Raw genomic sequence first — 12,545 nt, 5'->3', positions numbered from 1 at the left:
CAACGGCAACGGCAACGTCAAAGGCAAATTCGACGGCAACGGCGCGCCGTGCGTCAGTCGCCTGCCTTCCCCTCCGCATCATTCGCCCCGCAGCACTTCTTGTATTTCTTGCCGCTGCCGCAAGGGCAGGGGTCGTTGCGGCCGGTTTTGGGTTCGCTGCGTTCGACCGTGCTGACGGCCGATTTCCGTTGCGGCAGCCAGTAGTTGTAGATGTGCGGAATCGCGTATTCGATTTCGATCGCCAACTTGTGGCGCTGCATCGGGTCGGCGATCAGCGCTGCTTCCTCTTCCTCGATTTCCTCGGCGCCCAGCAGGTAGATCGGGCGCACCATATCCGCCAGCTTCGAACCCCAGATCGGCGCCCAGGCTTCGGCGCGCAGGTTGACGCCTTCCCAGAATCCCCAGGCCCAGGCTTCGGCGTCGAGCAGCGGCTTGCCTTCGACTTCATATTCGCAAAACAGCGGCTCGAATTCCTTCGGCGCCACTTCCAGCGTCATCGCGATTTCATTCATGAAGCGCGCGATCAGGCCGGTGATACGCTTGATTTCCTTGTCAGATTTGAAGGCCGGCATCTGCTGCGACGGCCCCCAGACGTGCGGCAGCCATTCGGCCAGCGGCACTTCCTCGGGACCGATCGCCAGCGCGGTCAGGTAGCCGTGCAGCGTATCCATCGTCATGCCGTCTTCGGCGCAACGTTCGGAAAGCAAAAATTGGTCGAGTTCGTCGAATTCCTTGTCGGACAGGGGGGAGTCGAGGTGCATGGAGAAAATCCGGGCGGGGTTCAGTGGGCAGGGCGCTAGTGTACCCGCGATCGCCGCACTGGCGCCGGCCGCGCCCCGTACAATGGCAGGCATGACCACATCGCTTCACACTTCCTATGTCGCACTCTCGCCCGATCTGGTGCTGGATGCGCTCGACAGCGTCGGTCTGCACGGCGACGGCCGCCTGCTGGCACTGAACAGCTACGAAAACCGCGTATATCAGGTCGGCATGGATCAGGGGCCGCCGCTGGTGGCCAAGTTCTATCGGCCGCTGCGCTGGTCGGATGCGGCGATCCTGGAAGAGCATGCGCTGGTGGCGGAGCTATATGAGCGCGAAATTCCGGTGGTGCCGGCGCTGCGCTTGGCCGATGGCAACACGCTGCACCAATTCGGCGGCTACCGCTTTGCGGTGTTTGCCAAGCATGGCGGGCGCGCGCCGGAGCTGGAAGATCCCGCCACGCTACAGTGGATCGGGCGTTTCCTCGGTCGCATCCACGCGGTCGGCGCGCTGGCGTCGTATCAGGAGCGGCCGGCGCTGGACATCGCCAGCTTCGGCGAGGAGCCGCTGGCGTATCTGTGGGAGCGCGGCTTCATCCCGGACGACCTGGCCGAAGCCTGGCGCGCGGTGACCACGCAGGCGCTGGACGGCGTGCGCCGCTGCTTCGAGCGCGCCGGCACGGTGGCGCGGCTGCGCCTGCACGGCGACTGCCACGCCGGCAACGTGCTGTGGACCGATGCCGGGCCGCATTTCGTCGATTTCGACGACAGCCGCATGGGGCCAGCGATCCAGGATTTGTGGATGCTGCTGTCTGGCGAGCGCGCCGAGATGGCACGCCAACTGGCCGACGTGCTGGCCGGCTACGAAGATTTTTCCGAATTCAATCCGCGCGAACTGCACCTGATTGAGGCGCTGCGCACCTTGCGCCTGATCCATTATTCCGGCTGGCTGGCGCGGCGCTGGGACGATCCGGCCTTTCCGCCGGCGTTTCCGTGGTTTAACACGCAGCGTTACTGGCAGGACCGGATCCTGGAATTGCGCGAGCAAATCGCGCTGATGGACGAGCCGCCGCTGTGGCCGGCATGAGGCGCGCGTTGCGGGCAAACTGAAAACTTCGATTCACTTTTTGGGTAGGGCATGGGCATGGAAAAGATCCGCTTCGGCATCATCGGCGGCAGCGGGTTGTACCGCATGGACGGCTTGCAGGATGTGTGCGAAGTCACGCTGGACACGCCGTTCGGCGCACCGTCGGATGCGCTCGCGCTGGGGACACTGGACGGCGTGCGCGTCGCCTTCCTGGCGCGGCACGGGCGCGGCCATGCGCTGCTGCCGAGCGAGATCCCGTTTCGCGCGAATATCTGGGCGCTGAAGAAGCTCGGCGTCGAGTACCTGCTGTCGGTGTCCGCGGTCGGCTCGCTGGTCGAGCACATGGCGCCGCGCGACATGGTGCTGCCGGACCAGTTCATCGACCGCACGATGCGGCGCGACGGCAGCTTCTTCGGCCGCGGCGCAGTCGCGCATATCAGTTTCGCGCAGCCGGTATGCGTCGCGCTCACGGATGTGGTGGCGGCCGCCTTTGCCGATTGCGCGCTGCCGCAGACCAGACTGCATCGCGGCGGCACCTATGTCTGCGTCGAGGGGCCGGCGTTTTCCACCTATGCCGAATCGCAGTTGTACCGCTCCTGGGGCGCGGCCCTGGTCGGCATGACCAACCTGCCGGAAGCGCGGCTCGCGCGCGAAGCCGAGATCGCCTATGCGACGCTGGCGCTGGTGACCGATTTCGATTGCTGGCACCCGGATCACGCCAGCGTGACGGCGGAAATGGCGATCGGCAATCTGCTGCATAATGCGGAAAATGCGCAGACAGTCTTGCGCGCCTGCATCAAACGCCTGGCAGCGGCACCGCCGCCATCGGCAGCGCACCACGCGCTGCGGCAGGCGCTGGTCACGCCGGTGTCGGCCATGTCGGCCGCCGTGCGCGAGCGGCTGGCGCCGCTGCTGGAAAAATATCTCTGACCCGTTTCGCGAATTCACACCACCATGCACGCCACCCTGCCGTTGTTGCTCAAGACCGATTTTCCGGCGATCCGCCGCCGGCGCACCGAAACCTTGCAAGTCAATCTCGGTTACCTGTGCAACCAGACTTGCGTGCACTGCCATGTGAATGCCGGGCCTACCCGCACCGAAGAACAGATGACGCTGGAAACGGTCGAGCTGGTGCTGGATGTATTGCGCGCGGGGCGCATCAAGACGCTGGATTTGACCGGCGGCGCACCGGAGATGAACCGCCATTTCCGTTACCTGGTGCAAGCCGCACGCGCGCTGGGCGTGGAAGTGATGGATCGCTGCAACCTGACGGTGCTGGAGCTGCCTGGCCATGAGACGCTGGCCGAATTCCTGGCGCAGCAGGAAGTGCAAATCGTGGCATCGCTGCCGTGCTACCTGGAAGACAATGTCGATCGCCAGCGCGGCCAGGGCGTGTTCGACGCCAGCATTCGGGTGCTGCAAAAATTGAACCGGCTCGGCTACGGCATGTCCGCTGCCGGCGGCCTGCAACTGCATCTGGTGTACAACCCGCAGGGGCCATCGCTGCCGCCGTCACAGGCGGCGCTGAAAGCCGATTACGACCGTTTCCTGGGTGAGCATTTCGGCGTGCGTTTCAACCATCTGTACACGATCACCAATATGCCGATCCAGCGCTTCGGCAGCACGCTGGTTTCAAAAGGGCAGTTTCACGGCTATATGGAATTGCTGCGCGGCGCCCACCGCGACGACAACCTGGAAGGCGTGATGTGCCGCTCGACGCTGTCGGTCGATTGGCAGGGTTATCTGTTCGATTGCGACTTCAACCAGATGCTGGGCTTGCCGTTGCGGCATGCGGGCCACGGCCGCGCGCACCTGTCGGATTTGCTGACGCGCGACCTGGACGGCAATCCGATCGCGGTGGCCGAACATTGCTGGGGCTGCACCGCCGGCGCCGGCAGCAGTTGCGGCGGCGCGCTGGAGGCGGCACCGGTGGCGCTCGCCGCGCCCACCGCTTGAAGCCGCGCCTGCTCGCCGGCCTTGCCGCGTCCTGCGCACCGGCCTGACGCCATGTCGGCCATGACCCGCAAGCGCCTGGCCCTGGCCGCGCTGCTGGCGCTCGCCATCGGTGCCTTCTTCGCGCTCGGCTGGCAGCGCTTCCTGAGCTTCGAGGCGTTGCAGGCGCAGCACCAGGCGCTGCAGGAGCAAGCCCGTTTGCATCCGTTTTCCAGCGCCGGCCTGTTCTTTCTCGGCTACATGCTGGCCACCGCGCTGTCGGTGCCGGGCGCCGCCGTCCTGACGCTGGCGGCGGGCGCGATTTTCGGCCTGTGGTGGGGCACGCTGATTGCATCCTTCGCCTCCTCCGCCGGCGCTACGCTGGCATTCCTGTCCGCCCGTTTCCTGCTGCGCGACGCGGTGCAGCGCCGCTACGGCCAGCGCCTGAAAGCGTTCAATGACGGCATTGCCCGGGATGGCACGTTCTACCTGCTGACCTTGCGCCTGCTGCCGGTGGTGCCGTTCGTGCTGATCAATCTGCTGATGGGGCTGACGCCGATCCGGCTCTGGACGTATTACTGGGTCAGCCAGCTCGGCATGCTGCCTGGTGCGCTGGCCTATGTGTACGCCGGCACGCAACTGGCGCGGATCGGCGCGCCGCAGGACATCCTGTCGCCGGGACTGCTGGGCGCCTTCGTGCTGCTCGGCATGTTGCCGCTGCTGGCAAGGAAGGCGCTTGTCTGGCTGCGCGCACGGCGGCTTTATGCCGCCTGGCCGCGGCCGCGCCGGGTCGATTACAACCTGGTCGTGATCGGCGGCGGCGCCGCCGGGCTGGTGAGCTCGTATATTGGCGCGGCGGTGAAAGCGAAGGTGGCGCTGGTCGAGCGCGAACGGATGGGCGGCGATTGCCTGTACACCGGCTGCGTGCCGTCCAAGGCGCTGATTCGCAGCGCGCGGCTGGCGGCGGAGATGCGCAGCGCCGGCGAGTTCGGGCTGGGCGCGGCTTCCCCCGAGATCGATTTCGGCGCCGTGATGGCGCGCGTGCGGCGCGTGATCCAGGCCATCGAACCGCACGATGCTCCCGAGCGCTATCGCCAGTTGGGCGTCGAGTGCGTGGCCGGCAGCGCCCGCATCGTCTCGCCGTTCGCGGTGCAGGTCACGGCGGCCGACGGCAGCGTGCACACCCTGACCACGCGCAGCATCGTGATCGCTGCGGGAGCGCGGCCGCTGGTGCCGCTGATTCCCGGGTTGGATACGGTCGGCTACGTCACCTCGGACACGATCTGGCAATTGGACGCATTGCCGCGCCGGCTGCTGGTGCTGGGCGGCGGCGCGGTTGGTTGCGAGTTGGCGCAGGCATTCGCCCGCCTCGGGGCGCAAGTGACGCTGGTGGAACTGGCGCCGCGCCTGCTGGCGCGCGAAGACGAGGAAGTGTCGGCGCTGGTAACCGAGCGCTTTCAGGCGGAGGGGATATGCGTGCTGACCGGCTGCGCCGCCAGCCGCTTCACGCTGGAAGAGGGCGAGAAAACCATGCTGGCCGAGCAGGGCGGGGCGCCCTTGCGGCTCGGCTTCGACTTGCTGCTGTGCGCGCTCGGGCGCGTCGCCAACACCGCCGGTTACGGACTGGAAGAACTGGGCATCGGCACCACGCCGGCCGGCACGCTCGAGACCAATGAATACCTGCAGACCCTGTACCCGAATATCTATGCCGCCGGCGACGTCGCCGGGCCGTTCCAGTACACCCATGCGGCCGCGCACCAGGCCTGGCATGCGGCGGTGAACGCACTGTTCGGGCGCTTCCGGCTATTTCGTGCCGATTATGCGGTGCTGCCGGCAGCGGTGTTTGTCGAGCCGGAACTGGCGCGGGTCGGCCTGAACGAGCAGCAGGCGCAGGCGCGCCAGATCGCGGTGGAAGTCACGCGCTTCCAACTGGATGAGCTGGACCGGGCGATCGTCGACGGCGCCGCGCAGGGCTTCATCAAGGTGCTGACCGTGCCCGGCAGCGACCGCATCCTCGGCGTCACCATCGTCGGCGCCCATGCGGCGGAGCTGATTGCCGAATATGCGCTGGCGATGAAACACGGGTTGGGCTTGAACCAGATCCTGGCCACCGTGCATCTGTACCCCAGCATGGCGGAAGCCAACAAATACGTCGCCGGCGCCTGGAAGCGCGCGCATGCGCCGGCGCGCCTGCTGGCATGGGCTGGGCGCTACCATCGCTGGCGGCGGGGCGCGTGAGATGGAATTGTCGGCGCTGACGGTGATCGTGCCGGTGCTGAACGAGGCGGCCGGCATCGAGCAGGCGTTGCGGCGGCTGGCGCCGTATCGGGCGCTGGGGGCCGAACTGATCGTGGTGGATGGCGGCAGCAGCGACGCAACGGCGGCGCGCGCGCAACCGTTGGCGGACCTGGTGCTGCAGTCGGCGCGCGGCCGCGCCGCCCAAATGAACGCCGGCGCCCGACATGCGCGCGGGACGGCGCTGCTGTTCCTGCATGCCGATACCGTGTTGCCGGCGGCGGCCGGCAAGCTGCTGCTGGAGGCGCTGGAGCAGCGCCATTGGGGCCGCTTCGACGTCGCGATCGATGGCGCGCATCCGATGCTCAGGGTGGTGGCGGCGCTGATGAACCTGCGCTCGCGCCTGACCGGAATCGCCACCGGCGACCAGGCGATCTTCGTGCGGCGCCTGACGTTCGCGGAGTTGGGCGGCTATGCCGCGCTGCCGCTGATGGAAGACATCGAACTGTGCAAACGGCTGAAACGCGTCGGTGCCTCGGCCAACCTACGCGCGCGGGTCGCGACTTCCGGCCGGCGCTGGGAAAAAAACGGCGTCTGGCGCACCATTTTCCTGATGTGGCGGCTGCGCTTCGCGTATTTTTGCGGCGCCGATCCGCGCCGGCTGGCGCGCGCCTACTACGGGCGCGAGGAGTAATGACCATGGCGCCCGCCTCGAATCCCAATACCAATCCCGATCCGTTCCACATCGCTGTTTTCGCGCGCGCACCGCAGCCCGGGCGTGCCAAGACCCGGCTGATTCCCTTGCTCGGCGCCGCCGGCGCCGCCGCCTTGCAGCGGCAAATGACGCTGCATACGCTGGCGCTCGCCTGCCGCGCGGCGCCGGGGCAGGTGTCGCTGTGGGCGGCGGATGCGCCGGATGATCCATTCTTTGCCGAATGCACGCGGCGCTTCGGGCTGGCTTGCCAGCTCCAGTGCGAGGGCGATCTCGGCGCGCGGATGGCGGATTGCCTGCGGCGCCAACTGCTGCAGAACGAGCGGGTATTGCTGATCGGCACCGACTGTCTGGCATGGAGCGGGGCCGCGCTGCAGGCGGCGGCAGAGGCGCTGGCGGCCGGCGCGCAGATGGTGTTTACACCGGCCGAAGACGGCGGTTACGTGCTGGTGGGCGCGCGCCGCTGCGGCGCGCTGGAAGCGCCGCCGCCGCAGGCATTCCGGGAAATTTCCTGGGGTAGCGCGCAAGTGCTGGCGCAGACTCGCGCCAGGCTGGCCGCGCTCGGCTGGCAGCCGGGGCGCGAATGGCGCGAGTTGTCCAGCCTGTGGGACATCGACACGCCGCAAGACTACCTGCGCGCACAGCAAGCCGGCCTGCTGGCAGGCGACCTGGCGCCCGAGTGAGCGGCAGGTCGCCGCGCGGCCTTTTTCCGGCACGCAATTCCATTACCGGATTTCGGTGCCAACAATTTGAGCAAAGCCTGACATCTGACAAGAAACCGGCATTGCGTCCCGCGTCACAGCGCCGGCGCTCATTCAATAATGAGCCGTGTCGATGACCAGGAGCGCATCATGACGCCGGAAGAAATCGTGGCCGAAATCAATCGTGCCAATCGTGCGGTGCTGTACGTTCACAAGAATTTCCAGGCCCTGACGCACGAGCAGGTGCTGGAACTGATGGATGGCGCCGCGATGCGTGGCTTCCGCCTCGGCAGCAATGTCGCGTTGTCGATGCTGCAGGGCGAACTGGTGGTGCGGCTGTCGCGCCTGCCGGGACAGCGCATCAGCGCCGACAGGCCCTGACCGCCTTACGGCTTGCGGCAAGGCGCTCGACCGCGGAGCGCTGACGCTGCGCTTCGGATGCCGGATGCGGGTGGCCGGTGCCGGAGTGCTCCGTTGGTCTGACCGATTTGCGGGCGCGGCTTGATGCAGGTCGTATCAGCCGTCGATTTCCATGCATCGATGTTGTCGCGCGGGTAACCTGATTCTCTCAGGAATGTCGAAATTTCCAGGGGATAACATCATGTTGCCAAACCTTTTTCGTTTTCCAGTCGCGCTGCTGATTTCGGTGCTGGGCGTGCTGCCGGCCGTCGCGCTCGCGCAGGACGTGGTGCTGGGCGCCTCGGTGCAACTGACCGGGCCGGTCGCCAACACCGGCCGCTATTACCGCGACGCCTACCAGCTCGCGGTCGACAAGATCAACGCCGGCGGCGGCGTCAAGCTCGGCGGCCAGCAGCGCAAGCTGGCGCTGAAGCTGTACGACAACCAGTCCGACGTCAATCTCAGCGTGCGCCAATACACGCAACTGGTGTCGCAGGACAAGGTGAACCTGCTGCTGGGACCGTTCGCCAGCAATTTCGCGTTGGCCGATTCGGCGGTCTCGGAAAAATACAAGGTGCCGATGGTGCAGGGCGGCGGCGCCTCCGACCAGATCTTCGCGCGCAAGTTCAAGTACATCTTCGGCACGCTGGCGCCGGCCTCCAATTATTTTGGCAGCACCATCGGCATGATGAAGGAACTGAAGCCGGTGCCGAAGACGGTGGCGCTGCTATATGCCGACGACTCGTTCGATGTCTCGGTGGCGGACGGCACCCGGCCGAAACTGAAGCAGGCCGGCTTCGACATCGTGCTGGATGAGCGCTACAGCAGCAACACCAGCGACTTCAATTCGCTCTTGTCGCAGGTCAGGAGCAAGAACGTCGAGGCGGTGCTGGTGGCCGGGCATGAAACCGAGATCCTGAACTTCGTGCGACAGGCCAAGAGCCTGGCGGTGGCGCCGAAGCTGTATTCGTTCACGGTCGGCGTACCGAGCGAAGACTTCCGCAAGGCGCTCGGGGCCGATGCCGATTACGCATTCGGGATGACGGCCTGGCTGCCGTCGCCGGCGCTGAAGGATCGCTGGTTCGGCGATGCCGCGCAGTTCGCCAGGGAATACAAGGCCAAATACGGCTACGACCCCGATTACCATGCGGCGTCCGGCGTGGCCGACGTCGGGGCCCTGGTGCAGGCGATGGAAGACGCCGGCAGCAGCGAGCCGCAGAAGGTGCGCGATGCGCTGGCCAAGGTCAAATTCGACAGCCTGTACGGCCCGATCGCATTCGGCCCGACCGGCCAGATCGACCTGCCGCAGGTGGTGATCCAGGTGCAGGGTAATGGGCTGGCGGAAATCTACGGCGCCAAGGGCTTCGTGACGCAGCCGAAATATCCGATGCCGGCCTGGAACGCACGCTAGGCGGATTGGGCGGACCCCGCCGTGGACCTGCTCGCGCAAATCCTGATCAACGGCATCCTGCTGGGCGGCCTGTATGCGGTGATGGCGCTCGGCCTGGCGCTGGTGTGGGGCGTGCTCAACATCGTCAACCTGGCGCATGGCGCCTTCATCATGCTGGGAGCCTATGCCTCCTGGCACCTGTACACCTATCTGCATATCGACCCCTTCCTGGGCTTGCCGATCACCGCGCTGCTGCTGTTTGCGCTTGGCTACGCGCTGCAGCGCGGCCTCTTGAACCTGGTGGTGCGGGCGCCGATGTTCAACACGCTCTTGATCACCTTCGGGCTGGAAGTGGTGCTGACCTATCTGGCGCAACTGGCGTTTTCGGCGGATTTCCGCACCATCAATCCGCCCTATGCCGGTAGCAGCCTGCAATGGGGGCCGGTGGTGCTGCCGGTGGTGCGGCTGGCGGCGTTCGGCGTCGCCATCGTGCTGACGGTCGGCATGTGGCTGTTCCTGCTGCATACGCGGCTCGGCCGCGCGATCCGCGCCACCGCCCAGAACCTGCTGGCGGCGCGCCTGTACGGGGTCGAGCCGCGCCACCTGTATGCGATCACCTTCGCCATCGGGCTGGCGCTGGCCGGCGCCGCCGGCGGCCTGTACGGCACGGTGTCGCAGATCAACCCCTACATCGGCGCCTCGCTGACCGCCAAGTCGTTCGCGATCGCCATCATCGGCGGCCTCGACAATCCGCTCGGCGTGATCGTCGGCGGCCTGTTTCTCGGCATCGTCGAATCGCTGACCACGCTCTACATCGGCCCCACCTTCGCCGATGTCGCCAGCTTCGGCATCCTGGTGCTGGTGTTGATCGTGCGGCCCAGCGGCCTGCTCGGGAAAACCGCATGAAGACGCCGCTCTGGCGCCCGGCCCTGATCCTGGCGGCGCTGATCGTGCTGGCCGCCGTGCCCTGGTTCGGTTCCGACGTGCTGGTGCAGTTCGGCATCAACGCCTTGCTGCTGGCCGTGCTGGCGCAGGGCTGGAACATCATCGGCGGCTATGCCGGCTATGCCTCGTTCGGCAACTCGGTGTTCTACGGCCTGGGCGCCTACGGCGTCGCGATCGCGATGGTGCAATGGGAATTGCCGTTCGGCGTCGGCATGGTGTTCGGCGTGGCGCTGGCGCTGGCGTTCGCGTTGCTGCTGGGCTTGCCGGTGCTGCGCCTGCGCGGCCATTACTTCGCGATCGCGACCCTGGCACTGTCGCAGGTGATGGCGGCGATCGTTTCCAACGTCGGCCTGGCCGGCCAGAACATCGGGCTGGTGCTGCCGCCGCTGAACAACGATCGGCTGTTCTACGAACTGGCGCTGGGCTTGCTGGTGCTGGCGACGCTGACGATCTTCTGGCTGACCAAGAGCCGCTTCGGCTTCGGCCTGATCGCGATCCGCGAGAACGAGGAGGGCGCGGCGGTGATGGGCGTCAACACCACGCTATACAAGGTGCTGGCGTTCGCGCTGTCGGGCGTGTTTTCGGCGCTGGCCGGCGGCATCCACGCCTACTGGATCACCTTCCTCGATCCGGAAAGCGCGTTCGACATCAGCCTGAACGTCAAGATGATCATCATGGCGGTGTTCGGCGGCGCCGGCACGGTGCTGGGGCCGATCGTCGGCGCCTTGTCCCTGTCGGCGGTTTCCGAAGTGCTGGCCTCCGAAGTGACCAGCATCGCCGGCCTGTTCTTCGGCCTGGTGATCGTCGCCGCGGTGGTGTTGATGCCGCGCGGCCTGGCCGACATGCTGCGGCGTTTCCGCACGACCGGCTGGCGCTATTTCATCGAAAACATCCGGGCCCATCGGCTATGAGCGCCTTGCTGGAAGTGCGTCACGTGACGCGCCGCTTTGCCGGCCTGGTGGCGGTGTCCGACGTCAGCTTCGCGCTGGCGCCGGGCGAAATCCTGGGCCTGATCGGCCCCAACGGCGCCGGCAAGACCACGCTCATTAGCCTGATTTCCGGCACGCTGGCGCCAAGCGAAGGCGAGGTGCTGTTCGAGGGCGAATCGATCAACCGCGTGCCCGCCTACCGCCGCGCGCGGCTGGGCATCGGCCGTACGTTCCAGATCATGCGGCCGTTTCCTGGCCTGTCGGTGCTGGACAACGTCGCGGTCGGTGCGCTGTTTGGGCATGGCGGCGGCCACCCGAAGCTGAAAGAGGCGCGCGAACAGGCGCGCGCCTGCCTCGAATTCGTCGGCCTCGGTCGCTTCGCCGAGCAGCGCGCCGACGAACTCGGCGGCCCCGGCCGCAAGCGGCTGGAATTGGCCAAGGCGCTGGCGATGCAGCCCAAGGTGCTGCTGTGCGACGAAGTGATGGCCGGTCTGAACCACGTCGAGATCGAGGAAGTGATCGAGGTGATTCGCAAGGTGCGCACGCAGGGCATCAGCGTCTTGGTGATCGAGCACGTGATCAAGGCCATCAAGAGCCTGTCGGATCGCCTGCTGGTGCTGCATCACGGCGAAGCGATCGCGGAAGGCACGCCCGAGGCGGTACTGGCGGACCCGGCCGTGATCCAGGCCTATCTCGGGAAGAAACGCCAATGAGCGGGACGCCGCAAGCCAAGCCGAACCGGGCGCCGCTGCTGAAGGTGGCGGGCCTGTCGGCCGGCTATGGCGAAATGCCGGTGCTGCAAGACGTCGCGCTGGAAGTCTATCCGGCGGAAATGGTGGCGTTGGTCGGCAGCAACGGTGCCGGCAAGACCACGCTGTTGCGCGCGTTATCGTGCGTGCTGCCCTGCACCGGCAGCATCCTGTTGTCCGGCCGCGAACTGGTCGGCATGACGCCGGACCAGGTGTTCGGCCTCGGCCTGGTGCAGGTGCCCGAGGGGCGCCAGTTGTTCGACCGCATGACGGTGCAGGACAACCTGCTGATGGGCGGCTACCGGCGCGCCGACCAGGCGGCCATCGCGCGCGACCTCGAGCGCATGTACGCATTGTTCCCGCGCCTGGCGGAACGGCGGCGGCAACTGGCCGGCAGCATGTCGGGCGGCGAGCAGCAGATGTGCGCGATGGCGCGCGCGCTGATGGCGGCGCCGGTCTTGATGATGGTCGACGAGATGAGCCTGGGCCTGGCGCCGGTGATTGTCGAGCAGTTAATGGAAATCCTGGCCGCGATCCAGCGCGACGGCGTGACCGTGTTGCTGGTTGAGCAGGACGTGCAACTGGCGCTGTCCGGTGCCGACCGCGGCTATGTCCTGGAAACCGGTCGCATCGTGCACCAGGGGCCGGCCACGGCGCTGATCGACGATCCGGCGGTGCAGCGCGCGTACCTGGGAGTTTAGTGCCCCA

The 12,545-nt window shown here is 66.6% G+C and carries 13 protein-coding genes; 12 read left to right on the top strand and 1 reads right to left on the bottom strand.

What is annotated here, in order from left to right; genetic code table 11:
• Nucleotides 1–53: 53 nt before the first annotated feature.
• On the bottom strand, nucleotides 54–761 hold the full coding sequence (locus tag ACK2VC_RS04500) for a UPF0149 family protein (protein WP_486732401.1): 708 nt from the start codon (nucleotides 759–761) through the stop codon (nucleotides 54–56).
• 82 nt (nucleotides 762–843) lie between these two features.
• Between ACK2VC_RS04500 and ACK2VC_RS04495 the strand changes: the two genes are divergently transcribed.
• The 12 genes from ACK2VC_RS04495 to ACK2VC_RS04440 all read left to right on the top strand — a co-directional run bounded on the left by ACK2VC_RS04495 (nucleotide 844) and on the right by ACK2VC_RS04440 (nucleotide 12,538).
• Nucleotides 844–1,845, top strand: coding sequence for a serine/threonine protein kinase (locus ACK2VC_RS04495; RefSeq protein ID WP_486732399.1), 1,002 nt, complete (start codon nucleotides 844–846; stop codon nucleotides 1,843–1,845).
• A gap of 57 nt (nucleotides 1,846–1,902) precedes the next feature.
• Nucleotides 1,903–2,775: an S-methyl-5'-thioadenosine phosphorylase gene (locus ACK2VC_RS04490; RefSeq protein ID WP_486732398.1), complete on the top strand. Its 873-nt coding sequence runs from the start codon at nucleotides 1,903–1,905 to the stop codon at nucleotides 2,773–2,775.
• A gap of 24 nt (nucleotides 2,776–2,799) precedes the next feature.
• A complete protein-coding gene (arsS, locus tag ACK2VC_RS04485; protein ID WP_486732397.1) occupies nucleotides 2,800–3,801 on the top strand; it encodes an arsenosugar biosynthesis radical SAM (seleno)protein ArsS in 1,002 nt (333 codons plus the stop codon).
• A 60-nt stretch (nucleotides 3,802–3,861) separates the two neighbouring features.
• Nucleotides 3,862–6,015: an FAD-dependent oxidoreductase gene (locus ACK2VC_RS04480; RefSeq protein ID WP_486733167.1), complete on the top strand. Its 2,154-nt coding sequence runs from the start codon at nucleotides 3,862–3,864 to the stop codon at nucleotides 6,013–6,015.
• Complete coding sequence (locus ACK2VC_RS04475) at nucleotides 5,954–6,706, top strand: TIGR04283 family arsenosugar biosynthesis glycosyltransferase (protein WP_486732396.1); 753 nt, start codon at nucleotides 5,954–5,956, stop codon at nucleotides 6,704–6,706. Before ACK2VC_RS04480 ends, ACK2VC_RS04475 begins: the two co-directional genes overlap by 62 nt.
• A gap of 5 nt (nucleotides 6,707–6,711) precedes the next feature.
• The gene (locus ACK2VC_RS04470; protein ID WP_486732395.1) at nucleotides 6,712–7,407 is read left to right on the top strand and encodes a TIGR04282 family arsenosugar biosynthesis glycosyltransferase; all 696 of its coding nucleotides are present in this window, start codon (nucleotides 6,712–6,714) and stop codon (nucleotides 7,405–7,407) included.
• A 138-nt stretch (nucleotides 7,408–7,545) separates the two neighbouring features.
• Nucleotides 7,546–7,806, top strand: a complete 261-nt coding sequence (locus ACK2VC_RS04465) for a hypothetical protein (protein WP_486732394.1) — start codon at nucleotides 7,546–7,548, stop codon at nucleotides 7,804–7,806.
• A 220-nt stretch (nucleotides 7,807–8,026) separates the two neighbouring features.
• Entirely contained in the window at nucleotides 8,027–9,235 is a 1,209-nt protein-coding gene (locus ACK2VC_RS04460; protein ID WP_486732393.1) for an amino acid ABC transporter substrate-binding protein, read from the top strand.
• Between the two features lie 21 nt (nucleotides 9,236–9,256).
• Complete coding sequence (locus ACK2VC_RS04455) at nucleotides 9,257–10,120, top strand: branched-chain amino acid ABC transporter permease (RefSeq protein WP_486732392.1); 864 nt, start codon at nucleotides 9,257–9,259, stop codon at nucleotides 10,118–10,120.
• The gene (locus tag ACK2VC_RS04450; protein WP_486732391.1) at nucleotides 10,117–11,070 is read left to right on the top strand and encodes a branched-chain amino acid ABC transporter permease; all 954 of its coding nucleotides are present in this window, start codon (nucleotides 10,117–10,119) and stop codon (nucleotides 11,068–11,070) included. The genes ACK2VC_RS04455 and ACK2VC_RS04450 overlap by 4 nt, the downstream gene beginning before the upstream one ends.
• Complete coding sequence (locus ACK2VC_RS04445; RefSeq protein WP_486732390.1) at nucleotides 11,067–11,801, top strand: ABC transporter ATP-binding protein; 735 nt, start codon at nucleotides 11,067–11,069, stop codon at nucleotides 11,799–11,801. Before ACK2VC_RS04450 ends, ACK2VC_RS04445 begins: the two co-directional genes overlap by 4 nt.
• The gene (locus ACK2VC_RS04440) at nucleotides 11,798–12,538 is read left to right on the top strand and encodes an ABC transporter ATP-binding protein (RefSeq protein ID WP_486732389.1); all 741 of its coding nucleotides are present in this window, start codon (nucleotides 11,798–11,800) and stop codon (nucleotides 12,536–12,538) included. The genes ACK2VC_RS04445 and ACK2VC_RS04440 overlap by 4 nt, the downstream gene beginning before the upstream one ends.
• Nucleotides 12,539–12,545: the final 7 nt, after the last annotated feature.

It is taken from the genome of Herbaspirillum sp. WTB6, from assembly GCF_057457785.1.
Note: the sequence above shows the minus strand (reverse complement) of the source record. Positions and strands in the feature narration are given on the sequence as shown.